At 61.1% G+C, this 24,730-nt stretch carries 21 protein-coding genes; 10 read left to right on the top strand and 11 right to left on the bottom strand.

The window, feature by feature from the left end; all coding sequences use genetic code 11:
• Positions 1–21: 21 nt before the first annotated feature.
• The 3 genes from purU (at position 22) to ACZZZU_RS13110 (ending at position 3,649) form a co-directional block, all read left to right on the top strand.
• Positions 22–879 (top strand): formyltetrahydrofolate deformylase, encoded by an 858-nt coding sequence (purU, locus tag ACZZZU_RS13120; RefSeq protein ID WP_463550843.1) that lies wholly within the window; start codon positions 22–24, stop codon positions 877–879.
• A gap of 132 nt (positions 880–1,011) precedes the next feature.
• A complete protein-coding gene (gene fdhA / locus ACZZZU_RS13115) occupies positions 1,012–2,211 on the top strand; it encodes a formaldehyde dehydrogenase, glutathione-independent (protein WP_108094902.1) in 1,200 nt (399 codons plus the stop codon).
• A gap of 865 nt (positions 2,212–3,076) precedes the next feature.
• Positions 3,077–3,649 (top strand): DUF2780 domain-containing protein, encoded by a 573-nt coding sequence (locus ACZZZU_RS13110; protein ID WP_463550842.1) that lies wholly within the window; start codon positions 3,077–3,079, stop codon positions 3,647–3,649.
• Here ACZZZU_RS13110 and ACZZZU_RS13105 read toward each other — a convergent pair whose 3' ends face one another.
• The gene (locus tag ACZZZU_RS13105) at positions 3,650–4,543 is read right to left on the bottom strand and encodes an acyltransferase (protein ID WP_463550841.1); all 894 of its coding nucleotides are present in this window, start codon (positions 4,541–4,543) and stop codon (positions 3,650–3,652) included. It lies immediately after the preceding gene.
• Between the two features lie 191 nt (positions 4,544–4,734).
• Between ACZZZU_RS13105 and rloA2 the strand changes: the two genes are divergently transcribed.
• From rloA2 to ACZZZU_RS13075, 6 genes are all read left to right on the top strand, one after another.
• Positions 4,735–5,235, top strand: coding sequence for a retropepsin-like aspartic peptidase RloA2 (gene rloA2, locus ACZZZU_RS13100; RefSeq protein WP_122492046.1), 501 nt, complete (start codon positions 4,735–4,737; stop codon positions 5,233–5,235).
• 178 nt (positions 5,236–5,413) lie between these two features.
• Complete coding sequence (gene creB / locus ACZZZU_RS13095) at positions 5,414–6,091, top strand: two-component system response regulator CreB (protein WP_463550840.1); 678 nt, start codon at positions 5,414–5,416, stop codon at positions 6,089–6,091.
• Positions 6,091–7,518 carry a two-component system sensor histidine kinase CreC gene (gene creC, locus ACZZZU_RS13090; RefSeq protein ID WP_463550839.1) on the top strand — a complete coding sequence of 476 codons (1,428 nt, stop codon included), beginning with the start codon at positions 6,091–6,093 and terminating at the stop codon, positions 7,516–7,518. Before creB ends, creC begins: the two co-directional genes overlap by 1 nt.
• Positions 7,519–7,659: 141 nt before the next feature.
• Complete coding sequence (locus tag ACZZZU_RS13085; RefSeq protein WP_463384135.1) at positions 7,660–8,091, top strand: CBS domain-containing protein; 432 nt, start codon at positions 7,660–7,662, stop codon at positions 8,089–8,091.
• Between the two features lie 307 nt (positions 8,092–8,398).
• Positions 8,399–9,778 (top strand): cell envelope integrity protein CreD, encoded by a 1,380-nt coding sequence (gene creD / locus ACZZZU_RS13080; protein WP_463550838.1) that lies wholly within the window; start codon positions 8,399–8,401, stop codon positions 9,776–9,778.
• A 4-nt stretch (positions 9,779–9,782) separates the two neighbouring features.
• The gene (locus tag ACZZZU_RS13075; protein WP_463550837.1) at positions 9,783–10,085 is read left to right on the top strand and encodes a hypothetical protein; all 303 of its coding nucleotides are present in this window, start codon (positions 9,783–9,785) and stop codon (positions 10,083–10,085) included.
• 137 nt (positions 10,086–10,222) lie between these two features.
• Here the strand turns inward: ACZZZU_RS13075 and ACZZZU_RS13070 are convergent, their stop codons facing one another.
• From ACZZZU_RS13070 to ACZZZU_RS13045, 6 genes are all read right to left on the bottom strand, one after another.
• On the bottom strand, positions 10,223–10,852 hold the full coding sequence (locus ACZZZU_RS13070) for a glutathione S-transferase N-terminal domain-containing protein (protein WP_463550836.1): 630 nt from the start codon (positions 10,850–10,852) through the stop codon (positions 10,223–10,225).
• 302 nt (positions 10,853–11,154) lie between these two features.
• On the bottom strand, positions 11,155–13,569 hold the full coding sequence (locus ACZZZU_RS13065; RefSeq protein WP_463550835.1) for a TonB-dependent siderophore receptor: 2,415 nt from the start codon (positions 13,567–13,569) through the stop codon (positions 11,155–11,157).
• A gap of 101 nt (positions 13,570–13,670) precedes the next feature.
• Positions 13,671–14,645: a FecR domain-containing protein gene (locus tag ACZZZU_RS13060; RefSeq protein WP_463550834.1), complete on the bottom strand. Its 975-nt coding sequence runs from the start codon at positions 14,643–14,645 to the stop codon at positions 13,671–13,673.
• Complete coding sequence (locus ACZZZU_RS13055; RefSeq protein ID WP_463550833.1) at positions 14,642–15,160, bottom strand: RNA polymerase sigma factor; 519 nt, start codon at positions 15,158–15,160, stop codon at positions 14,642–14,644. Before ACZZZU_RS13055 ends, ACZZZU_RS13060 begins: the two co-directional genes overlap by 4 nt.
• 125 nt (positions 15,161–15,285) lie before the next feature.
• Positions 15,286–15,996, bottom strand: a complete 711-nt coding sequence (locus tag ACZZZU_RS13050) for a 3'-5' exonuclease (protein ID WP_463550832.1) — start codon at positions 15,994–15,996, stop codon at positions 15,286–15,288.
• A gap of 10 nt (positions 15,997–16,006) precedes the next feature.
• Positions 16,007–17,941 (bottom strand): putative nucleotidyltransferase substrate binding domain-containing protein, encoded by a 1,935-nt coding sequence (locus ACZZZU_RS13045; RefSeq protein WP_463550831.1) that lies wholly within the window; start codon positions 17,939–17,941, stop codon positions 16,007–16,009.
• A gap of 192 nt (positions 17,942–18,133) precedes the next feature.
• Here ACZZZU_RS13045 and ACZZZU_RS13040 point away from each other — a divergent pair, with 192 nt between their 5' ends.
• Positions 18,134–18,814 (top strand): hypothetical protein, encoded by a 681-nt coding sequence (locus ACZZZU_RS13040; protein ID WP_463550830.1) that lies wholly within the window; start codon positions 18,134–18,136, stop codon positions 18,812–18,814.
• Positions 18,815–18,900: 86 nt separating this feature from the next.
• Here the strand turns inward: ACZZZU_RS13040 and ACZZZU_RS13035 are convergent, their stop codons facing one another.
• The 4 genes from ACZZZU_RS13035 to ACZZZU_RS13020 all read right to left on the bottom strand — a co-directional run bounded on the left by ACZZZU_RS13035 (position 18,901) and on the right by ACZZZU_RS13020 (position 24,558).
• Positions 18,901–19,305 carry a phosphate ABC transporter substrate-binding protein gene (locus tag ACZZZU_RS13035; protein WP_122451660.1) on the bottom strand — a complete coding sequence of 135 codons (405 nt, stop codon included), beginning with the start codon at positions 19,303–19,305 and terminating at the stop codon, positions 18,901–18,903.
• Positions 19,306–19,316: 11 nt separating this feature from the next.
• Positions 19,317–20,474, bottom strand: a complete 1,158-nt coding sequence (locus ACZZZU_RS13030) for a hypothetical protein (RefSeq protein WP_463550829.1) — start codon at positions 20,472–20,474, stop codon at positions 19,317–19,319.
• Positions 20,475–20,489: 15 nt separating this feature from the next.
• A complete protein-coding gene (locus ACZZZU_RS13025) occupies positions 20,490–22,109 on the bottom strand; it encodes a methyl-accepting chemotaxis protein (RefSeq protein WP_122451658.1) in 1,620 nt (539 codons plus the stop codon).
• Between the two features lie 271 nt (positions 22,110–22,380).
• Positions 22,381–24,558: a malate synthase G gene (locus ACZZZU_RS13020; protein WP_463550828.1), complete on the bottom strand. Its 2,178-nt coding sequence runs from the start codon at positions 24,556–24,558 to the stop codon at positions 22,381–22,383.
• Positions 24,559–24,730 lie beyond the last annotated feature (172 nt).

Raw genomic sequence — 24,730 nt, 5'->3', positions numbered from 1 at the left:
CGGTATCTCCCGGAGAACAGCATGAGCCGCACCCCCGATACCTGGATTCTCACCGCTTCCTGCCCGAGCATTCTCGGCACGGTGGATGCGGTGACGCGTTATCTGTTCGAGCAGGGCTGCTACGTCACCGAGCACCACAGCTTTGATGATCGCTTGTCGTCGCGGTTTTTTATTCGCGTTGAATTCCGCCAACCGGAAGTATTCGCCGAGCTGGACTTTCGCGACGGCCTGGCAGCACGCGTGGGCAATTTCGGCATGGACTTCGAGCTGACGCCACCGAACTACCGCAGCAAGGTGGTGATCATGGTGTCCAAAGCCGACCACTGCCTGAACGACCTGCTCTACCGCCAACGCATCGGCCAGCTGCCGATGGACGTGGTGGCCGTGGTGTCCAACCACCCCGACCTCGAACCGCTCGCCCGCTGGCACGGCATTCCCTACCACCACTTTCCCCTCGACCCGGCCGACAAGCCGGCGCAAGAGCGCAAGGTGATGCAAGTGATCGCCGACACCGGCGCCGAGCTGGTGATTCTTGCCCGCTACATGCAAGTGCTGTCGCCCGAGCTGTGCCGCAAGCTGGACGGCTGGGCCATCAACATTCACCACTCGCTGTTGCCCGGTTTCAAAGGCGCCAAGCCGTACCACCAGGCCTACGAAAAGGGCGTGAAGCTGGTCGGCGCCACGGCGCACTACATCAACAACGACCTCGACGAAGGCCCGATCATCGCCCAGGGCGTCGAGCCGGTAGACCACAGCCACTACCCCGAAGACCTGATCGCCAAGGGCCGTGACATCGAATGCCTGACCCTGGCCAAAGCCGTGGGTTTTCACATCGAACGGCGCGTGTTTTTGAACGCCAGCCGGACGGTGGTTTTGTAACCCCATCCGAAGAGGGCATTCCGCTCTGCCTATAGCGGCCTCTTTCGCTTCACCCAACAACCTCCAGTGCAGGGCCGCGCAGTGCGTTTTGGCTGCGCCTTTGTAACCACAACAACAAACGGAGAATCACCTATGTCTGGTAATCGTGGCGTCGTTTATCTCGGCGCGGGCAAGGTCGAAGTGCAGAAAATCGACTACCCGAAAATGCAGGACCCGCGTGGTCGCAAGATCGAGCACGGGGTCATTCTCAAAGTGGTGTCCACCAACATTTGCGGCTCCGACCAGCACATGGTCCGTGGCCGCACTACCGCGCAGGTCGGCCTGGTGCTGGGCCATGAAATTACCGGCGAAGTGATCGAGAAGGGCAGCGACGTCGAGCACCTGAAAATCGGTGACTTGGTGTCGGTGCCGTTCAACGTGGCGTGCGGCCGTTGCCGCTCGTGCAAAGAACAGCACACCGGTGTTTGCCTGACCGTAAACCCGGCGCGCCCTGGCGGTGCTTACGGTTATGTCGACATGGGCGACTGGGTCGGTGGTCAAGCCGAATACGTGCTGGTGCCGTATGCCGACTTCAACCTGCTGAAGCTGCCGGACCGCGACAAGGCGATGGAGAAAATCCGCGACCTGACCTGCCTCTCCGACATTTTGCCCACCGGTTACCACGGCGCCGTCACCGCCGGCGTGGGCCCAGGCAGCACCGTGTACGTAGCCGGCGCCGGCCCTGTCGGCCTGGCGGCGGCTGCCTCGGCGCGCTTGCTGGGTGCGGCGGTGGTGATCATCGGCGACGTCAACCCGGTGCGCCTGGCCCACGCCAAGGCCCAGGGCTTCGAGATTGCCGACCTGTCGACCGACACACCGCTGCACGAACAGATCGCCGCATTGCTGGGCGAGCCGGAAGTGGACTGCGCCGTCGATGCCGTGGGCTTTGAAGCGCGCGGTCATGGTCACGCCGGTGCGCAACATGAAGCGCCGGCCACGGTGCTCAACTCGCTGATGGGCGTGGTGCGAGTGGCGGGCAAGATTGGTATTCCTGGCTTGTACGTTACTGAAGACCCGGGTGCTATCGACCAGGCGGCGAAGATGGGCAGCCTGAGTATTCGTTTTGGTTTGGGCTGGGCGAAGTCGCACAGTTTCCATACTGGGCAGACGCCGACGATGAAGTACAACCGACAGTTGATGCAGGCGATTATGTGGGACCGCATCAATATTGCTGAGGTGGTGGGGGTGCAGGTAATCAGCCTGGATGACGCACCGCGTGGGTATGGCGAGTTCGATGCCGGGGTGCCGAAGAAGTTTGTGATTGATCCGCATAAGACGTTTAGTGCGGCGTGAAGGATGAGGCAGCCTAAGGGCTGCCTTTTTTGTTTTCGGGCGCTTACAGATCGCGTGAATCTGCCCACACCTCCGTCATCCTCGCGCAGGCGACGGTCCGACGATTCGGGATCCAGAGTTTCAAGTCGAACGAGGTGGTCGCACAGACCTCCGTCATTCCCGCGCAGGCGAAGCCCAACGTTCCGCGATCCGAATCCAAACCTCCGTCATCCTCGCGCACGCGGGGATCCAGTATTTCCAGTCGAACGCGGTGGTGGCGCAAACCTCCGTCATTCCCGCGCAGGCGGCGGTCCGACGATTCGGAATCCAGAATTTTGTGTCGAGCCTCAATTTTTGCAGCAGCATTCATTACCGCGGGTGCTGAACGTCTTGTTTCGCGCCTTACGCGCGAGTTTCTTTTGTCAGTCGACACAAAAGAAACCAAAAGGTCTGCCCCTACCTTGGCCTTCCGCTGCGCTCCAGGTCCCCTCCCTCCGTCGCCACTCCGGGGGCACGGCGAGACGGGCCATCCTTGGCCCGACACGCCTTTCGCGGCTCCCGGCCGCTCAACCCCCTACGCGACGACTCCACTCGGCCTGCGATAAACGGGGCGGGTAGATCACAAGCGGTAGATCACAAGCGGTAGGTCACAAGCCAGATCAAAAGCGGTGAATCAAAAGCCACATCAACATCTCGCGGCTAAAGCCGCTCCCACAGGGTGGTGAGCGGGTCTGTAGGAGAGGCTTTAGCCTCGATCTTTTGATCTGGCGGTCCGCTCCAGCCCTCGCCTTAACCACGCCCCTTTTGCGGCATAATCCGGCCCCCCGGGAACATCACCGGTTCCCTCCAGTCCAACCGCTTTCTATTCCCCGCTGAGGTTTTGCCGATGTCTGCTCCCCGTCGTTTGGTGTTGCTGGCTGCGTTGTCTGTGCTGAGTTGCCAGGCGTTTGCGTTCAATTTGAATGATGCGGCGGCGTTGTATTCGGCCAGTCAGGGTGGCAAGGGCGGTGATGCCTCGGCGTCGTTGTTGAGTAATCCGGAGAATTTGCAGTTACTGGCGGCGCTCAAGCAGTTGAAGGTCACGCCGGAGCAGGCGGTGGGTGGCACCGGGGCGATGTTGGGCTTGGCGAAGAATCAGTTGCCGGGTAATCAGTACGGCGAGCTGACGCAAACCGTGCCGGGGTTGCAGAAGTTCGAGGGGGCAAATGGCCTGGCGCAGTTGGGTTCGTTGAGCAGTTTGCTGGGCAAGTCGGCCAGCAAGCCGGTTAGCCCGGATGCCGCAGCGGCGGTGGCGAATGTGAATAACCCGCAAGATCTCAGCGCCGCGTTTGGTGCCTTGGGCATGGACAGCGGCATGATCGGCCAATTCGCGCCGCTGCTGTTGCAGTACCTCGGCCAGCAGGGCGTGGGCAATTCGCTGTTGGGTAATCTCGGCAGCCTGTGGAAGCCAGCCGGCTGATTACGCGGCGGTCTGTTCCTTTTTCATGGCGCTGAGCCGGGCGTCTTTCTCGGCCCAGCGTTCGGAAATCCAGGTCTGCATGTACACGCGAAAGTGCGGGTCGTTCTGGTAGTCGCCTTGCCACAGCGCCGGGTCCATGGGCAGGGTCTGAATGTCGACCACCACCTTGGGCACGCGCCCGCAGAGCAAGTCCCAGAAGCCTGGAATGCGCTCGCCGGGGTAGAACACGGTGATGTCGAGAATGGCGTCCAGTTGCTCACCCAGGCTCGCCAGCACGAAGGCGACGCCGCCGGCTTTGGGTTTGAGCAGGTGCCGATACGGTGATTGCTGCTCGGCCTGCTTGGCCGGGGTGCAGCGGGTGCCTTCCAGGTAATTCACCACGCTCACCGGCAAGTCGCGAAATTTCTCGCAGGCTTGCTGGGTGATGAGCAAATCCTTGCCGGCCATCTCCGGGTGTTTGGCCAGGTAGGCCTTGGAGTAGCGCTTCATAAACGGGTAGTCCAACGCCCACCACGCCAGGCCCAGCAAGGGCACCCAGACCAGTTCCTTTTTCAGGAAAAACTTGAAGAACGGCGCCTTGCGGTTGAAGGCCTGCATCAGTGCAGGAATGTCGACCCAGGACTGGTGGTTGCTGATCATCAGATATGACCGATCCATGCGCAGCTCGGTGTCGCCGCGAATGTCCCAGACCGTGGGCAGGCACAGGGCGAAGATGAATTTGTCGATGTCGGACCAGGTTTCGGCAATCCACACCACCCCGGCCGAGCAGGCGGCGCGCAGTTTTCCAGGCAGGATGAGTTTGAGCAGGGCAAGTACGGTTAACGGGCCGATCAACACCAACGTGTTGAGCAAAAGCAGCAAGGCGACGGTCATACCGGTGAGCAAACGGCGCATGAAGGCTCCTAACTTAGCGCGAGCGGGCCATGATAATCAGGCCTGGCGCGCCGTCCAATACGCCGATTAGAAGTTTGGACCGTCGTACTTTTTGCTGCGCCCGCTACAGTTTCTTCACCTGAACCGGTGTATGAAGGGCCGTTGTCTGCCCTGATGCAGCGCCCCCTTAACTGCCTGGAGTGACCTGATCTGTGAAACCTGTTCTCGCCCTGTTAGCGCTGATGGCGCTGCCGGTTATGGCCGCCGAGCCAACCGTGTATGGCCGCTACGAATACATCAAGCTGCCGGAAATCGACCAGACCTTCAAAGCCAAAATGGACACTGGCGCGCTGACCGCCTCGCTGTCGGCCAAGGACATCGAAACCTTCAAAAAAGACGGTGACGACTGGGTGCGTTTCCGCCTGGCCACCAAAGACGCCAGCGACAAGGTGTACGAACACAAACTGGCGCGCATCAGCAAAATCAAAAGCCGCGCCGACGAAGACGAAGGCGAAGAAAGCGCCGAAGTGGTGAAGCGCCCGGTAGTGGCCATGCGCATGTGCCTGGACGGCACCAGCCGCATCATCGAGGTCAACCTCACCGACCGCAGCAGCTTCAACTACCCGCTATTGATCGGCGCCAAGGCACTGCGTGAATTCGACGCCGCCGTGAACCCGGCGAAGCGGTTTACGGCGGGGCAGCCGAAATGCTGAGGTAAGGGGCTTTATCCGAGATTCTGGATTCCCGCCTGCGCGGGAATGACGGTGATCTTAGAAACCTCGTCATTCCCGCGCAGGCGGCGGTCCGACGATTCGGAATCCAGAATTTTCGTCGTTACGCCTATCCCTCAATGCTAAATTGAGCGCCTTGCCTTCCCGCTGCAGGACGCACATGCCCACCATTCTGTTGGTCGAAGACGAAGCCTCGATCGCCGACACCCTGATCTACGCCTTGCAAAGTGAGGGCTACAGCACCCACTGGCTGACCCTGGCCGGCGAAGCGTTGGCGTATCAGCAAACTAACCCCGCCGACCTGCTAATTCTCGACGTCGGCCTGCCCGACATGACCGGCTTCGAAGCCTGCAAACAGCTGCGCCGTTTTTCCGAAGTGCCGGTGATTTTCCTCACTGCGCGCAACGCCGAAATCGACCGCGTGGTGGGCCTGGAAATCGGTGCCGATGACTACGTCACCAAACCCTTCAGCCCCCGTGAAGTGGCGGCGCGGGTCAAGGCCATTCTCAAGCGCGTGCAACCGCGCGCGCCGGCCGCGCCCGTCAGCGCCTGCGTGTTTTCGGTCGATGCCGAGCGCTTTCAGATTCACTACCACGGCCACCTGCTAGGCCTGACCCGCCACGAATTTCGCCTGCTACACACGCTGGTTGCCCAGCCGCTGCGGGTGTTCAGCCGCGAGCAGTTGCTGGACGCCGCTGGCGTACCGGCCGAAGCCGGCTACGAGCGCAATATCGACAGCCACATCAAAAGCCTGCGCGCCAAGTTGCGCCAGGTAACGGCAGATGCCGAACCGATCCAGACCCATCGCGGCCTGGGCTACAGCATCAAGGTGGACTGATGCCGCTCGGGATCCGGATATTCCTCGTCTACTTCGTGTTCGTCGGCTTGTCTGGCTGGTTTGTGCTGAGCACGGTGATGGACGAAATTCGCCCCGGCGTGCGCCAGACCACCGAAGAAACCCTGGTGGACACGGCCAACCTGCTCGCCGAGTTATTGCGCGATGACCTGCACAACGGCCGCCTCGATCAACAATATTGGCAGGCGCAATTTCAGGCCTACGGGCAGCGCCAACCGCACGCGCAGATCTGGGGCCTGACCAAACGCGAAGTCAGCCACCGCATCTACGTCACCGACGCCACCGGCAAGGTGCTGGTCGACTCCACAGGCGTGGCCGTGGGCCAGGATTATTCGCGCTGGAACGACGTGTTCCTGACCCTGCGCGGCGAGTACGGCGCACGCTCTACGCGCGAGGTCGAGGGCGACCCGGAAACCTCGGTGATGTACGTGGCCGCGCCGATCAAAGACGACGGCAAGATTATTGGCGTGGTGTCGGTGAGCAAGCCGAGCCGCACCTTGCAGCCCTATATCGAGCGGTCGCAGAAGCGCCTGGCGTGGTTTGGCGCCGGGCTGATTCTGCTGGGCTTGCTGGTGGGCGGGCTTCTGTCGTGGTGGCTGAGCGCGTCGCTGCGTCGGCTTACCGACTACGCCCAAGCGGTGTCGGCCGGCGAGCGCAGCCCGTTGCCGGCCTTGCAAGGCGGCGAGCTGAAGCAGCTTGCCGAGGCGCTGGAACACATGCGCAGCGAGCTGGAGGGCAAGGCCTACGTCGAGCGCTACGTGCACACCCTGACCCACGAATTGAAAAGCCCGCTGGCGGCGATTCGCGGCGCCGCCGAATTGCTGGAAAGTGACATGCCGGCGCAGCAGCGCGAGCGTTTCGTCACCAACATTCAAACCGAAAGCGCGCGCTTGCAGCAGTTGATCGAGCGGCTGCTCAACCTGGCACTGGTCGAGCAACGTCAGGGCCTGGACGAGCGCGTGCCGCTGCCGCTGCGTGCGCTGGTGGAGGAGCAATTACAGGCGCAGGCGGCGCGCATCGTCAGCGCTCGATTGCAGGTGGAAAACCAGGTGCCAGATGACGTGCAGGTGCGCGGCGAGCGTTTCCTGTTGCAGCAGGCGCTGGCCAATCTGCTCGACAACGCCCTGGACTTCACCCCGCCCGGCGGCCAGTTGCGTTTTACCGCCGAGCCGCACGACGACACCCTGACCCTGATCGTTTTCAACCAATGCGCGCCGATTCCCGAGTACGCGTTGGCGCGTTTGACCGAGCGTTTTTACTCTTTGCCGCGCCCAACGAGCGGGCGCAAAAGCACCGGCCTGGGCCTCAACTTTGTGCAGGAAGTGGCCAGCCTGCATGGTGGTGCTATAACAATTGGCAACGTCGACGAAGGCGTGGAGGTTCGCTTGAGCCTGCCGCTGGTGCACTAGCAGAAGCCGTTTTCAGCGCTGTAACCGCTCTGCAAAGCCTGTTCAATAGTGTCCAAACAAGCGCGCAAGGCCCGGCGGCCTTGCAGGTGGCACTAAATGTGAAAGCCACTGCGACAACAAGAACGCCACAGGAGTCAGGGTATGAAAACGGTTGCGGAAATCCTCAAGTCAAAAACGCGGAACACCATTTTCAGTGTCACGCCTGACACCTCGGTGCTCGACGCCGTGAAGCTCATGGGCGAGAAAGGCATCGGGGCGTTGGTGGTGATGCAAGGCGAGCAATTGGTCGGCATCGTCAGTGAGCGCGACTACGTACGCAAAATCGCCATGCTCGAACGCGCCTCCCCGGCCACGGTCAGCGAAATCATGACCTCCAAGGTCATTACCGTGAGCCCCAAAGAAGGCAACCGCCACTGCATGCAACTGATGACCGACGGCCACCTGCGCCACCTGCCGGTGATGGACGAGGGCAAGTTGATCGGCTTGTTGTCCATTGGTGACTTGGTGAAAGACATCATTTCCGAGCAGGAGAGTTTGATTAATCATTTGGAGCAGTACATTCGCGGGGAATAGGGGGGGAATAGCGGGGCGGCTGGCCCTCACCCCCGGCCCCTCTCCCGCAGGCGGGAGAGGGGAGCAGAGCAGCTGAGTTTGTTTCCGCAGGCGGGAGAGGGGAGCAGAGCAGTTGAGTTTGTTTTCGGGAGAGGGGAGCTTAATCGCGGTAGTCGCCCAATTCCCTCGCCCGCGCGCGGGAGAGGGTGCCCGAAGGGCGGGAGAGGGCCGCTTTTCGCTTCTCCACACACTCTCCACATTTCCCCCATAACCCCTCCACCGCGCCTCCCCACACTCTCTCCATCCCAACCACATGGAGAGCACCGCGATGAACCGCAGCCTGGGCATCAAACTCGGGGCCATCGGCCTTTTGATTCTGTTGTTGTTAATTCCCCTGTTAATGATCGACGGCCTGATCGGCGAGCGGCAGTCGGCGCGCAATGGCGTGCTCGACAACATCGCCCGCAGCTCCAGCTACAGCCAGCAAATCACCGGCCCCATTTTGGTAGTGCCCTACCGGCAGAAAATTCGCGAATGGAAAACCGCTGAAAAAACCGGCGTGCGCTATCAGGAAGAACGCACGATTTCGAGCCGTCTGTACGTGCTGCCGGAAACCTTCAGCCTCGATGGCGACGTCGGCACCGAGCTGCGTGCCCGTGGCATTTACCAGGCGCGGCTGTTCAAAAGTGACAACCAGATCAGCGGCCATTTCGAAGTGCTGGCCAACTACGGCATCACCGAAGACCTCGCCGACTACCAGTTCGACGAGCCGTTCCTGGCGGTGGGCATCAGCGACATCCGTGGCATCAGCAACGCATTGAAGCTCGACCTCAACGGCCAGAAGCTCGACTTCGAACCCGGCTTCGGCGACGACATGCTGGCCAACGGCGTGCACGCGCCGCTGGGCAAAGTCGACACCACCCGCGACATGAAACTCAGCTTCGGCTTCAACCTGAAGCTGCAAGGCACTTCCAGTTTCAGCGTGGTGCCGGTCGGTCGCGACAGCCAGGTGCAGCTGCATTCGGACTGGCCGCACCCAAGTTTTATGGGCGAGTTTCTACCGGTGGAACGCGAGATTACCGCGCAGGGTTTCAACGCCACCTGGCAGACCAGTTTCTTCGCCACCAACATGGAGCAAGTGCTGCGCGATTGTGTGTCCACCACCAATTGCAGCAGCTTTGATGCGCGCACCTTTGGCGTGAGCTTTGTCGACCCGGTCGACCAGTACCTGAAAACCGACCGCGCGATCAAATACGCCATGCTGTTTATCGCCCTGACGTTTGCCGGCTTCTTCCTGATGGAAGTGCTCAAGCGGCTGGCCGTGCACCCGGTGCAATACGGTTTGGTGGGCCTGGCCCTGGCGATGTTTTACCTGCTGCTGCTGTCGCTTTCCGAACACCTGAACTTCGCCGTGGCGTATGCCGTATCGGCGGCCGCGTGTGTGGCGCTGGTGGGGTTCTACGTGTGCCATGTGCTGCACAGCTGGGTGCGCGGCGCCGGGTTTACGGCGGGGTTGGGCGTGCTCTACGGCGTGCTGTACGTGCTGCTCAGTGCCGAGGATTACGCGCTGTTGATGGGCTCACTGCTGGTGTTCGGCCTGCTGGCTTGCGTGATGCTGCTGACCCGCAAACTCGACTGGTATGGCGTGGGTAAAACCCCCGCTGCCGAGCCGACCCTGACCCTTGAACCTGGCCTGTTGGGGGAATAACGCCATGCGCATCGTCCTGCAACTCGGCGCGTGTCTGGCCTTGGGTATGTTCGTCGCCCTGCTGATTCTGGTGGGCCTGATGTTTGCCCAGCGATTTGACCTCATCAACTTCATCGTTTTGACCGGCAAGCCCCTGGCGCACCTCGCGCTGGCGGTGTTGCCGGAAGGCTTCTGGGTCAGCCTGACCGGCGCCCCCGACGCCATTGAAAACGCCTCGGTGCGCTCGTTTTTGCAAATGTGCGCGGCGCTGGGGCAAGTCGCCCTGCTGGTCGGCGCCGGGCTGTTCCGCATGAGCATGAGCAAATGAGCGGGCATGTGGGGTTGCGAGAAGATGCGCAGGTTGGGCACCAGTTGGCCCGGAGAATCGCGATGCTTTTCGTAGGTTGGGTTGAGCCGCAGGCGAAGCCCAACGATCCGCGTGGTTGTGTACGGCGATAGTGCCGATCAAACCGGCGGCTGAGTCGCCAACATCGAGGGGCGCTGGCTGACGTCGGCGTACCAGGTGGCCAGGGTTGGGAATTGCTGGCGCCAGGCGAATTCGGCTTGGCGGAAGTCGAGGTAACCGAGGGCGCAGGCGATGCCGATGGCGGCCACGTCGAAGCGACTCGGTAACTCGGCGCCAGCCGCTTCTTCGAACTCGGCCAAGGCGCGGACGATTTTTGCCTGCTGAGCGTCGAGCCATTCCGCCCAGTGTTTGTCTTGCGGGCGGGTGGCGAGTTCGTAGCGGATCAGCACCGCCGCATCCATCACCGCATCGGCCAGGGAGGCCAACGTCAGCCGCCGCCAACGGCTGGCACCGTCGCGGGGAATCAGCGGTTCGCCGACGTGCTGGTGGTCGAGGTAATCGACGATCACGCGGCTGTCGTGCAGCAGCGAGCCATCATCCAGACGCAACGCCGGAATCTTGCCCGCCGGGTTATGGGCGATAACGGCGGCGTTGGGGTTAGTCGGGGTGAGCAACACGGTTTCCAGCTCGACACGCTCCTGCTGGCCGGTCTCGTGGAGAACCACCCGCACCTTGCGCACGAACGGCGAGGCGGGGTTGTGGAACAGCTTCATGGTGGCAGCGGACATGGCGCGATTCTCAAGTTAAAGGCAAGGCGCTAACCCTACAGCGCCACGCCGCCAGGCGCCAAGCGCAGGCACGACAGTTGTCGGTTCTGGCCGCAAACGCATCGAGGCTAAAGCCTCTCCCACAGGAAACGAGAAACCTGTAGGAGAGGCTTTAGCCTCGATAGCGGTGGTGCATGTCACGGGCGCCCAAAAGGCCTAAACGCATCGAGGCTAAAGCCTCTCCCACAGGAAATGAGGAACCTGTAGGAGAGGCTTTAGCCTCGATAGCGGTGGTGCGGATAACGAGTGCCTAAGCAGGCTGCTTAAAACTCCAACTGCGCAGAGAACGTCAGGGTGCGTGGGTCGCCCAGGTAGTAGCTGTTCAGCCAGTATTCCTTGTTGGCCAGGTTGCTGACGTTGGCGCGCAAGGTCAGCTTGTTGTCGGCCACCGGCATGGCGTAGCGGGCGCCGAGGTCGAAGGTGGTGAAGGACGGAATGTCGTGGCGGTTGGCTTCATCGGTGTATTGCTTGCCGGTGTAGTAAGCACCGCCCGTCACCGCTACGCCGGGAGTGGCGGTGACATCGTACTCGGCGTACACCTTCGCAAGGCGGGAAGCGACGTTGGTAGGTTTGTTGCCATCATTGGCGGCGTTATTGGTCTTGGCTAACTCAGCGTCCAGCACGGTGACGCCGCCCACCACTGTCAATTCAGGCAGCACCTTGCCGGTGATACCAAACTCGACACCGCGATTCTTTTGGCGTCCGTTTGGCGTGTAGACGAAGTTGGTGATGTAGTTCGGCTTGTCGATATCGAACAGCGCCAGGGTAAACAGCGCGTCGCCCCACGTCGCTTTGGCGCCGATTTCATATTGCTCGCTGACCTCAGGCGGCAGGGCTGTGCCCGGCGTAACACCTTGGGAACCGTTCGGCGCCATGCCACCGCCTTCGAGACCTTCAATGTAGGTCGCGTACGTGGTCAACCACGGCGCCGGTTTGTAGATAAGGGAGATGTTCGGTGAGGTCTTGCTCTTGTCGTATTCGGTAATTCCGCCGCCGTAAATGAAGTCGTTGGCAAAGGTCTCAATGCTGGAATGAGTAACGCCCAGAACAGTCGACCATTGCGGGTTCAGGGTAATTACGTCGCCGATCAGCACGCTGTTGGTTTCACTGGTGGAAGCCAGGCGCTGATCGCCATTGCCGATGCTGTAGCCCGGTTTGGAAACCTGAGGTGTTTGACTCAGTGGCGGTGTGCCGACCACTGATTGCCACTGGTAGGCAAAGTCGATGTGGTCGGTGTATTGGCGAGTGCGGACGTTGTTGCCTTGATAGCCCACGGTAACCTTGTGGTTAAGCGGGCCGGTGTCGAACATCGAGTCGAGGAACAGGTAGGAAGAGGTTTCCTCATTTTCAACCGGAGCGAACGCATACAACGGCTGCGAGTAAGTACCACGCGTGGGTGCGTTGAATGCGTCGATGGTCGGGCCGGTGTAAACGTACTCTTCGGTGTATTCGGCATAAGCAACCGCACCGCGCAGGGTGAAGATGTCATTGATACGCCAGTTGAAGCGCGAACCAACGCGGTCCTGCTCGGTGTCGGAGAATGCCCAGCGTTGGCTGTACAACTTGTCATTGCTGAGGTCGCTGGCGTCCGGGCGACGGCTGTTGCCGTTGGCGTCGTCGGCGATGTACCAGTAGCTATTCAACCCACGGGTTTCGCTCTTCTTGTGCGAAGCATCGAACTGCACCAGCAAGTCATCGCTCACGTTCCAATCCAGCGCCAGGGTGATCATTTCACGCCGACGCTTCTGCATGTCGATGGCGGTCTCGCCGTCTTGCGTCAGCACGTTCAAGCGATAACCAAACACGCCCGCGTCATCGATTGGACCACCAAAATCCCCATGCAGGTAGTAGTTTTCGCCGCCGGCATTGCCCAGGGTCACGCTGTTGTAGCGCTCGGCAGTGGGGCGTTTGAGCACGTAATTGACCAGGCCGCCCGGGTTGCCGGGGCCGTAAAGGAAGCCGCTCAGACCGGTGAGAATCTCGATCTGCTCCATTTCCTCAACGTAGTTGCCAGCGTCGTAGCCGGTGCTAAACCGCAACCCGTCGTTGGCAATGCTCAAGTTCCCCGCGCTGCTGAACCCACGAATGGCCACCGCGCTCGCGTAGCCGGCGTTCTTGGGCGAATACAGCTGAGTAAACGGGTTGCGCTTGAACACGTCGTCGGTGGAGGTGGTTTGGGTGTTTTGCAGCATTTCTTTGGAGACGACGCTGATGGAGTACGGCGTGTCTTGCAGGCTCATGCCGCCGAGCGCGCCGACGTTTTTGATCGATTCGGTGCGGTAGCCGGAGTCGGCGCTGCCATCGAGAATGCCCGAGGCATTGATGTCGGTGGCAGGCAGGGTCATTTCATCGGTCGCAGCCGGCGCCAGACTAAACGTGCCCGCACTATTGGCCACCAACGTCAGCCCACTACCACGCAACGCCTGACGCAACGCCGTTTGCGCGTCGTACTGGCCTTGCACCGGCTGCGCGGTTTTGCCGGCAGTCAGGCTGGGGTCGATGCTCAGCACTACGCCGGCTTGGCTGGCGATCTGGTTCAGGGTGCTGGCCAATGGCGCGGCCGGCAGTTGGTAGCTGCGCACGGCGGCGGTGTCGGCGGCGAGGGCTGGCAGGCTGGCGAATGCCAGGGCAGCGGCCAGTAACGTGGGGCGGAACAAGGTGACGGCGGACTTCGACATTGCGAGCGGCTCCCAAGCAGGAATTAATCTCAATGCCCCTATGCCGAAGCAAAATCAAAAAGTGATAGGGCTGCCTGAAAATATTTTCAGCAGCCGGTTTTTCAGGGTTTTTCCGCGATGGGCGCTGGCACCACGCGCACCCACCAGTCGGTGCGCCGCTCGATTTGCACGGGCAGGCTGGGCGGCAACGCGGCCAGGGCCAGGTCGGTATTGCGCAAGGGGAAACTGCCGCTGATGCGCAAATCGGCCACGCGCGGGTCGGCGCTGAGAAAGCCTTCGCGGTAGTCGCCCAGTTGGTCGAGCAAGTCGGCCAGGCGCATGTTTTCCACCACCAACATGCCGTGGGTCCAGGCGTCGGCGGTGGCCGGTGCGGCGTTCACCTGGCCCAGCGTGTCGGTGGCCATCAGCACTTGCTGGCCTTGCTGGATGACATCTGTTTCAGCTGCCGCTTGCGCAGGGCGCGCGGCTACCGCCGATTGCAACACGATCAGGCGCGTGCCGGTTGGCTCCTGGCGCACCAGAAAGCGCGTGCCCAAGGCGCGCAGTTCGCCGTTGCGGGTGGCGACGATAAAAGGCCGGGCGTCGCCGTGGGCGGTCTCCACCAGAATTTCACCGCTGCGCAGAAAGAGGCGGCGCTGTTGCCGGTTGAAGTCGATGTCCAGCGCGCTGCGGCTGTTGAGGCGCACGGTGCTGTGGTCGGGCAATTCCACTTGGCGCTGCTCGCCCGGCGCGGTGCGCTCGTCGGCCAGCCAGTCACCCAGCGGGCGCTGATGGTGCGCCAGGCTCAGGCCCAGAACCGCGCCGAGCAGAACCCCGAGAATGCCGCCGCTGCGCAGGCGACTTTTGCCCGCACTGGCGGCGCGCACCAGGGCGCGGCGAGCCGGCTGGCTGCTGACGTTGGCGAAGTGTTGATCCAGGCCACTGAGTTGCGCCCAGGCGCGGGCGTGTTCGGCGCTGGCGGCCTGCCACAAATGAAACTCAGCGCGTTCAAGCTCGCTGGCTTCGCCGGAGCCGAGGCACAGCTGCCAGCTGATGGCTTCATCGAGCACCTTGGCCGATACGCTGCTGCGGTTCATGTCGGCTCGCCATACAGCGCGATGTAGCACTGGCGCAAACCCTGCGCGAGGTACTGACGCACGCGCGGTACCGACACCCCGAGGCGCTCGGCGATCTCGGCGTGGCCGAGGTTGTCGATGCGGTTGTAGAGAAAGGCCGCGCGCGCATTGCTCGAAAGCGTGCCGAGCAGGCGGTCGATGGCGCGCAGCGATTCGAGCACCAGGGCTTGTTCTTCGATGTCGGGATGCACGCTTTCCGGCAAGGCGGCCAGTTCATCGAGGTAAGTGCGTTCCAGGGCGCTGCGGCGGAAATAGTCGATCAGCAGGCCTTTGGCGATGGTGGTCAGCAGGGCACGAGGTTCGCGCATCTGCAGGGCTTCGGGTTTTCCGAGAATGCGCACGAACGTGTCCTGGCTGAGGTCTTCGGCCCGGTGTGGGCAGCTCAGGCTTTTACGCAGCCAGCCGAGCAGCCAATCGCGATGATCGCGATACAGCACCCCCGCCAATTCGTGGTTTGTGGATTCCCCAACCGACACAGCACTCACCGCCCAAAAGCAGAACAAACGCGAAATCGAGAATTATTCGCATATGATTGCAGAGAGTGGCGGTGCCTCGCAATTGTTCGCGATCGGTTATTTATGTGGGTCGCTTTGCAGCGCGGTTACAGAGAGGGTCGCTGCTGGCGCCGTTGCCAACGGCTGAGCGCATCGGCCAGCGCGGCCGGGCTGTGCAGCCCTTGCTGGCGGGCGCGGCTGAATAGAATCAGCGCCAGTTCTGCGGTTACCAGCGCGTCGGCACTGGCGTGGTGGCGTTGCTGCACTTGGAGGCCAAAGTGCCCGGTCCAGTCATCCAAGCCGGCCTGACGCAGGGTGATGTCGGGGCAAAGCATCGGCGCCAGGTCGGCCACGTCTAGGAAGCGGTGTTCCAGGCTGTAGCCCAATTCCTGCTTCAACGCTTTGCTCAGCATGTGCTGGTCGAACGGCGCATGGAACGCCAGCAACGGGCTGTCGCCGAGAAACTGCATAAACGCCAGCAAGCCGTCGGCGGGCACCACGCCAGCGGCCAGGGCGCTGGGCGCGATTCCGTGAATGAGCACGCTGGGACTCACCGGCTGCGCATGGCGTTGCAGGGTGCATTCGAACTGCTGACCGAGGTTGATCGCGCCGTCTTCAATCACCACGGCGCCGATGGACAGCACCTGATCGCGCTGCAAACTGAGGCCGCTGGTTTCCAGATCGAGCACCACAAAGCGTTGCTCGCGCAGCGGCACGTCGCGCCATTGGCCCGGCGCGGGCAGTTGCGCGCAGGCGTCCAATAACGGTTGGGCGATGGGCTCGGCGGGGCGGCGGCGCAGCCAGTCGAACGGCATCATGTGTGCAGGCTCACAGCTGATACCGCAGCGCCAGGCTGCTTTGCAGGCGCTGCGCCTGGCGGAACGACTCGCGCAAAATGCGCCGGTCGAGGTGGTTGAGGCTGTCGGGGTCGAGTCGATTTGAATAACGCTGTTGCTGGCGCGCCTGCTGCTGGTGCTGCTGCATGCGGGTTTGCTGAATAAAGTGATAGGCCTCTTGGTACGCGGCGCCGTCGAGTGGGTCGATCACTTCCTTGGCGATTAACTCACGCAAGCGCTGCACCGTATTGCCCGCGCTGATGCCATGGGCCAATGCCAACAGCCGCGCGCCATCCACGAACGGCGTGAGTCCCTGCACTTTTAAATCCAGCGTGTGTTTTTCGCTGCCGCTGCGCGTCACCACAAAATCGCGGAAGCGCCCCACCGGCGGGCGATTGCGCAAGGCGTTGGCGGCCATCATGCGCTGGAAAATTTGGTTGTCCGCCACCTCGATCAGAATCTGCTGGCGCAGCACTTCGCAGCCTTCCACCGGCCCCCACACCGCGCGCAAGTCGAAGTAAATGCTCGAAGCCAACAAATGTTCCGGGCTGGCATCGCGGATAAAACTGCTAAAGCGGCGCGACCATTCCAAGTGCGACAAACACAGCTGCGGGTTGCTGGCCATCACCCCGCCTTTGCACAGGCTGAAGCCGCATTTATCCAGGCTGTGATTAATCCGCTCGGCCAGCGGCAGCAGCTTGCCGCGCTTGATCGCCGCGTCGGCCGCATCGCTGGCCTCGAACAGCATGCCGTTGTCCTGATCGGTGTGCAGCGTTTGCTCGCGGCGGCCTTCACTGCCGAAACACAACCAGGTAAACGGCACGCCCGGGTCGCCCAGTTGCTCGATGCTCAGCTCAATGACGCGGCACACGGTGTGGTCGTTGAGCAGCGTGATGATTTGCGTGATCTGCGTGGACGACGCGCCATGGGCAAGCATGCGCTCGACCAACTGATGAATATCACTGCGCAGCGCCACCAGCGTCTCCAGCCGGTTGGCGTGGCTGATGGTGCGCGCCAGGTGGACCAGGTCGACCCGTTGCAGGGAAAACAGATCGCGCTCGGACACCACGCCGCGCAGCTCGCCGTTTTCCACCAGGCAGACATGGGCGATATGGCGCTCGGTCATGGCGATGGCGGCGTCAAAGGCGCTAGCCATGGGCGGCAGATGGAAGGGAGACGGAATCATCACATCGGCAATCGGCCCGCCCAGGTTTTCCGCCCCGGCGGCGACTACCGAACGCAAATCGCGCAGGGTGAAAATGCCGGTCGGGTGGTGCGCGTTATCGACGATCACAATGCTGCCCACTTGCAGCTCATGCATCAGCCGCACGGCCGCGCTGATGGGCGTGTCGGCGCTGCACGTCACCGGTTGGCGCATCGCCAATTCGCGCAGCGGCGTATCCAGCGAATACTGCGCACCCAGCGTGGCGACAGCCTGGCGCTGCACTTGCTGATTGACCTGATCGAGCAGACTGCTGACGCCGCGCAAGGCAAAATCACGAAACGGCGCAGACAAGGCAAACACCTTGATAAAGGCGTCTTTGCCCAGCAGCAAACAGAAGGTGTCTTCGCCCGCTAAGTGCTCCGTGCGGGTTGCCCGTTCACCCAGCAGCGCCGCCAGCGGAAAGCACTCGCCGGTGGTGATCTCAAACGTGGTCTCCGTACCGCGCCGCGCCGTGTGCGGACGCTCACCGACCACCAGGCCTTGCTTGACGATATAGAAATGCTGAACCGGCCCGCCGCTGGGCTTGAGGATGCTTTCGCCCGCCCCATAAAACCGCAGCTGGCAGTTCTCAAGCACATAGCCCAAGTGGGCGTTTTCCATCTGATTAAACGGCGGAAACTTCTGCAAAAACTCCATCAACCCGAGGATGTTCTGCTGCACCGCCACCTTGCCCGCCTGGGCGAATTCACTGGCCTTGCTCATAACGCTGCGTCCGGACCGTGGCCTTGAATTCATCGGAAGGCCATCGTCGGGAAAATCGGACGGGGGGGCCATGGGACATAAGTCTAGTTGGCGGACGGCTGAACGGCTCGGTGAAAGAACCCCGATTCTCCGAGGTTTTCCCACTCGCATTTTGCGTTTTCGACGCGGCTTAGCGGAACAGAGCTGCGCGAAATGGAACCGCAACCGCTTGGCGTAGCGATCGGTATAGGCGCACCTTTCTGCTCAGACATTTTCCTCAAACAGCCCGTTGGACCACTGATGATCACTAACGCATTCAGCATCGAAGCGCGCTCTTTCAACATTCTGAACGCGGGTGTGGCGAGCCATAATTTTTGGGTGTTGAAAAATGCCGCCGGGGAAAAAATTGCCGAGTTGCATGGCTTGGCGACCGACAGAGTTACCGGAAGGCCGCTGGCCATAGGCACCACCAAACAGCATTCGCTGCGGGCCTGGAGTTTCGTTGAGCCCGATTGGGTGGCGGCCATCGGCGTCGACAACAGCTCGCCGGCATTCAAGAGGAGCAATCTGTATTTGCCCGGACAACGTCAGAAGGTGTTGTTTCAAGGCGCTGCGCAGGAGGCGTATGCACGCTGGCAGGCAGCAGGGCGAGTGTTGGCGGTGATCAATGAACTGGATCTGGATTACCCGCCGTTCGGTGTCGCCGTGTTCGGTAAAACGGTGAATAGCAATTCGATGTTTCGCACGTTCAGGAAACTGATGGGACTGCCGCATTACTATTTTTCCGGCATGTTGCAGCCGGGTATCAGTAACGATGTGCTGCCGCGCGAGGTGATCGAGCGCCTTAAATATTCAGAGTCGGCACCCAGCGAAATGGCGTCACTTGTGCAGTGAGGCTATGAAGCCCAGCGGCTTTCCGCAGATTTGCCCCATAAAAAAACCGCCCAATCAGGCGGTTTTTTTATGCGGTGACGCGGTGCTTACGGCAGGGTGAAAAGCACTTTCACCTTGTCGGTCACGGCAGCCTTGTCGACATAGCCGATGGCGTCCGCTTCGGCGCCCACTTTGGCGACGACGGCAGCGTCATCGGCAACGCTTGGCAGCGGTTGGCCTTTGCCAGTGAACACCAAGCCCGACCAGTACGACTTCAGCTGCGACTCGTTTTTGCTGGCGACGCTGCTGTAGAACTTGTCTTTGGTGGGGTTCCATTCTTTCTGGTCGACGCCTTTGAGCGACTTGTCTTTACCCAGAAAAATGTTGGCCACGTCTGATTGGCTCGGGTTGGCACTGGCGCCAGCATTGACGATCACCGCCACTTCGGCGTGAGCCAGGGTGGCAGCGGCCATCAGGGTGCTGGCATAGAGAGCGCGAATTGCAAACTTCATGGGGGCTCTCCTTAGAATACGAAGTCAACGCCGACGCTGATGATGTCGCCGTCGAAGTTGCGCGAAGGCGTGCCCGCCAGGCCGTTGGTCGCTGAATAGACCGCGTGGTTGTAGCTCTCTTGGGCGTTTTCGACGAACACGCCGCCGTAACCGCCGGTGGTGTCCACGCGCTTGTATTCGCTTTTGACGATCACGGTCGGGGTGACGTTGTAGTTCAGGCCATAGGTCCAGGAAGTCTGACGACCCGCGTCTTCGTCCAACTGGGCGTAAGTGACGTGGGCCAGGAAGTCGCCGAAACGGCGGCCGCCCATCAGGTAGAACGCGTCGGTGCTGCCGGCGTCATCGGCTTCGATGATGCGGCTGGTCCACTCGTTGGCGGTAATCCAGGTGCCGTCGTCGTATTGGTAGCCCACAGAAGTGAATTTGCCCTTCTGCTGGTCCAGCTGATTAAGCGGGATGGTGATACGTGTGCGGAACGGCGTGGTAACCCGGCCGGTGATGTCGGCGTCGATATCGGCTTCGGTGTAGCCGATGCGCACGGTGCCGAAGTCGTTAGTGGCGAGGCTGACGTTGGCGGCGAAAATTTTCTTGTAGTCGATGTCGTAGAGGTCATCGGCGGCGAAAATGTTGCGGTTGACCGCCTGGCCACCCGCAACCTGGAAGCTTACCGAACCGAAGGAAAGCGGCAGGGTGTAAACGGCATCCGCACCTTCATAGTTGCTGACCTGAACCTGGCTGTACACCTCGTCTGGCAGACGCAGCCAGGGGTAGGTGAAGCCGACGTCGAGGGTTTCCGAGTACATGTACACCGGGCTGCGCAGACGACCGGCACGCAGCATCAGGCCGTCGGTGGCTTGCCACGACAAATAGGCCCATTCCAGGTTGGCTTTCCAGTTGTCTTGCTCGGGCTTGAGCGTTGCCTGCACGGTGACGCCGACGGTGTCGGTGAGGCCGTACTGGAACTGGCCGCCGAGCTTGGACAGTTGGTCGCCGCGCCAGGAGTCGTTGGTCTGGCCGTTCACGCCGTAGCTGCGGCCATCGTCTTCACCACCCAGGTGGGTAATGCCGGCGGTGCCGAAACCGTTAAAGCGATATTCGCCTTGGTCCAAGGCAAACGCCGGTGTGCTCGCAAGGCAGGCTGCGAGGGTGAATACTCGAAGTTGGGTCATTCTGGTGCTCTCGTGTTAAACGCGGAATTGGGCCGTAGCGGCGCGCAAATGGTCCCCGGTGCTGACCAACTGCTCGCCAAGGCGTGCGGTCGCATCGGCCCCGTGTGTGGTTGCTTGCGTATCCCTCTGCAACACTTCTGTGTCTTTTTGAATGGAGTTGGAAAGGCCGATCTGCTCCTGGGTGAACTGGGCGATGCCGGCATTCAACTCGTCAATCTGGCGAACAGCCTGGGCGATAGCGTCCAGGGTTTCGGTGGCAGCCACCGAGCGTTCGATACTGGCCTGGGCTTTCTGGCCGTTCTGCGTCATTACGTTCAGCACGCCATTGGCGCTGTTTTGCAGGCGCTGAATAATGTTCTGGATTTCAGCCGTGCTGGCTGCTGTTTTCTGCGCCAGGTTGCGCACTTCGTCTGCCACTACGGCAAAGCCGCGACCTTGCTCGCCCGCCCGCGCGGCTTCAATAGCGGCGTTCAGGGCCAATAGGTTGGTTTGCTCGGCAATGCTGCGAATGACCGTGAGCACCGAGCCCACCTGCTGGGTTTCTTCTTCCAATTGCTCCATGGCCTGAACCGAGCCCATGACGCTACTGCCCAGGTCGCTGATGCTGGAGGACAGGCTGCCGATGTTCTGGCGCGCGCTTTCGGCTTGTTTCGACGCCGCGCCCGCCTCGTGGGAGGCCTGTTGCGAACGCTGCGCCACTTCCTGAATGCTGCCGGTCATGGTGGCAATGTCGCGGCTGATGGAGTCGGTGTGACCCTGCTGCGAGCGGGCGTTTTCTTCGGCGCCCTGGGTTAGCCGGTACAGTTCCTTGGACATATCGCCCAGTGGGCTGGCGGCATTGACGATCTGGCGGATGGTGCCTTGCAGCTTGTCGAGGAAACCGTTGAACAGTTTGATCATCACGCCGATTTCGTCGTTCGTTTCCACCGTTACGCGGCGTGTGAGATCGCCGTCGCCGCTGGCAATGGCTTTCAACGAGTCGATCACGCCATGGATGTTGCTCATGACGCTGCGAATGACCATCACCGAACCGATGCTGACCAGCAAAATGAGCGCGATGCTCAGGCCGTAACCGACGCGAGTGGTGGTGGCATTGTCAGTGCGGGTTTGCGCCAGGCTGGTCTGGAAATCGTCATAGGCGTGGGCGCGAAACTGCTCGCCGGCTTTCTGCGCCAGTTGCAGGTCGTTGGCCATGCGGTCGAGGTTGGCGCGCAGGTCTTCAAAGGCTGTGCCCTTGAGCAGTTGTTCGGTGGCCGAGAAGGCGTTGTCGGCATAGCTCTTTACGGCGGCGGTCCAGGCACGTAACTCATCGCGTCGTTGCGGCTGATCGTTCACCAACGTCTGCAGGGCTTGCTGCTTGACGTTGATTTCGTCGATCACTTTGCGAGCGTCGTTGAGCGTTTCCATTTCGCCGGCCGCAACGGCGCTATTGAGCAGGCCGGGGATACGGGAAAACTGGAAGATCACCGCGTCGGCGTTTTCCAGTGTCGGGTAGCTCTGTTTTTCCAGCGCGACGAGGCGGGTGTCGTTATTGCTCAGTTGAATGCCGGTGTAGACCACGAAGAGCAGCAGGCCGATAAGCGCCACGGCGGGCGGCAGGGAAAGCTTCAACGTCAGCGACATATTTTTGAACATGGACTTGTTTCCAGACTGCGGCAGAGGAAAAGTTTCCAAATGAAACTAATTATCTTTTATTGGTCACGAGCTGACCATTGTATAGGTCGTGGTACATTTTTATCGGCATTTAGCTGGGCGGCTTAAGTTTTCCGTATGCCCGCTGGTCCGGTTGTATGTAGGGCTTTTCCGGGATGGGTGCAGGGCCAGGTGCCATCAGGCAGCTATCGCCGAGGAATACCCATAAAAAAACGCCCCGAAGGGCGTTTTTTTTGTGCCGCTGTCGAGTGAATTACAGGCCGTTTTTGGCTTTGAATTCACGACGACGACGGTGCAGAACCGGCTCGGTGTAGCCGTTCGGTTGCTTGGCGCCTTCGATCACCAACTCCAGGGCAGCCTGGAAGGCGATGTTGTCATCGAAGTTCGGAGCCAGCGGACGGTACAGCGGGTCGTTGGCGTTCTGACGGTCAACCACGGGCGCCATGCGCTTGAGGCTGGCCACAATCTGCTCTTCGCTGGCGATGCCATGGCGCAGCCAGTTGGCGAGCAATTGGCTGGAAATACGCAGGGTGGCGCGGTCTTCCATCAGGCCAACGTCGTTGATGTCCGGCACTTTCGAGCAGCCGACGCCTTGGTCGATCCAGCGCACTACGTAACCCAGAATGCCCTGCGAGTTGTTGTCCAGTTCGTTCTGGATTTCATCTGCAGACCAGTTGGTGTTAGCCGCCAGCGGGATGGTCAGGATGTCGTCAATCGAGGCACGCTCACGCTTGGCCAGTTCGGCCTGACGGGCGAACACGTCAACCTTGTGGTAGTGCAGCGCGTGCAACGCAGCGGCGGTCGGCGACGGCACCCAGGCGGTGTTGGCGCCGGCCAGCGGGTGAGCGATTTTCTGTTCGAGCATGCCGGCCATCAGGTCGGGCATGGCCCACATGCCTTTACCGATCTGGGCGCGACCTTGCAGGCCGGTGGCCAGGCCGATGTCGACGTTCCAGTTCTCGTAGGCGGCGATCCACTTCTCGGCTTTCATGGCGGCCTTGCGCACAACCGGGCCGGCTTCCATGGAGGTGTGGATTTCGTCACCGGTGCGGTCGAGGAAGCCGGTGTTGATGAACACCACGCGCTCGCTGGCGGCTTTGATGCACGCCTTCAGGTTGACGGTGGTGCGGCGCTCTTCGTCCATGATGCCGACTTTCAGGGTGTTGCGTGGCAAGCCCAGAACGTCTTCGACGCGGGTGAAGATTTCGCTGGTGAAGGCGACTTCTTCCGGGCCGTGCATTTTTGGCTTAACGATGTACACCGAGCCGGTACGGGTGTTCTTGCGGCTGGTGTTGCCGTTGAGGTTGTGCACCGCGATCAGGCTGGTGAACAGTGCATCCTGGATGCCTTCCGGAATTTCGTTGCCTTGGGCATCGAGAATGGCCGGGTTGGTCATCAGGTGGCCGACGTTACGCACGAACAACAGGCTGCGACCGTGCAGGGTCAGCTCGCTGCCGTCGGTCTTGGTGTAGACGCGGTCGGGGTTCATGGTGCGGGTGAAGGTGGTGCCGCCCTTGGCCACTTCTTCGGCCAGGTCGCCCTTCATCAGGCCGAGCCAGTTGCGGTAGATGACGGTTTTGTCGTCTGCATCCACGGCGGCTACGGAGTCTTCGCAGTCCATGATGGTGGTCAGCGCCGCTTCCATCAGCACGTCTTTCACGCCGGCCGCGTCGGTCTGGCCGATGGGGCTGGAGGCGTCGATCTGAATTTCGAAGTGCAGGCCGTTGTGCTTGAGCAGCACGGCTACGGGTGCATTGGCCGGACCTTGGAAACCGATCAGTTGCGCATCGTCGCGCAGGCCAGTGTTGCTGCCGCCTTTGAGGCCGACCACCAGCTTGCCGTCGATGATTTTGTAGGCGGTGGAATCAACGTGCGAGCCGGCAGCCAGCGGCGCGGCGTCGTCCAGGAACGCGCGGGCGAAGGCGATTACCTTGTCACCGCGAACCTTGTTGTAGCCCTTGCCTTTCTCGGCGCCGCCTTCTTCGCTGATCGCGTCGGTGCCATACAGCGCATCGTAGAGCGAACCCCAGCGGGCGTTGGAAGCGTTGAGGGCGAAACGCGCGTTCATCACCGGCACTACCAGCTGCGGGCCGGCCATGTGGGCGATTTCTTCATCGACGTTTTGGGTGGTGGCTTGGAAATCTGCAACTTCTGGCAGCAGGTAACCAATGTCTTGCAGGAAGGCTTTGTAAGCCACGGCGTCATGCGCCTGACCAGCACGTGCCTGGTGCCAGGCGTCGATCTTGGCCTGCAACTCATCACGTTTGGCGAGTAGTGCGTGGTTCTTCGGTGCGAGGTCATTGATGACGCTCTCTGCACCTTTCCAGAACTGCTCGGCAGAAATCCCGGTGCCGGGAATAGCTTCGTTGTTTACGAAGTCGAACAGGACTTTGGCGACCTGCAGGCCACCGACTTGAACGCGCTCAGTCATTACTTGCCTCTCTGCTCAGCTCTTAGCTGTACTCAATAGCTCACTGCGGATAGCCCTGTACGGACCCGGCGTTGGCCGTCTTGTAGTCCGAGGCGCGGCATACTACATCATGATCGGTGGAAAATCAGCGGGCATGCGTCGAACTGCGACCAGCTATGGCCTCGGCAGTCAC

It is taken from the genome of Pseudomonas sp. AC136 (assembly GCF_979258585.1).
Note: the sequence above shows the minus strand (reverse complement) of the source record. Positions and strands in the feature narration are given on the sequence as shown.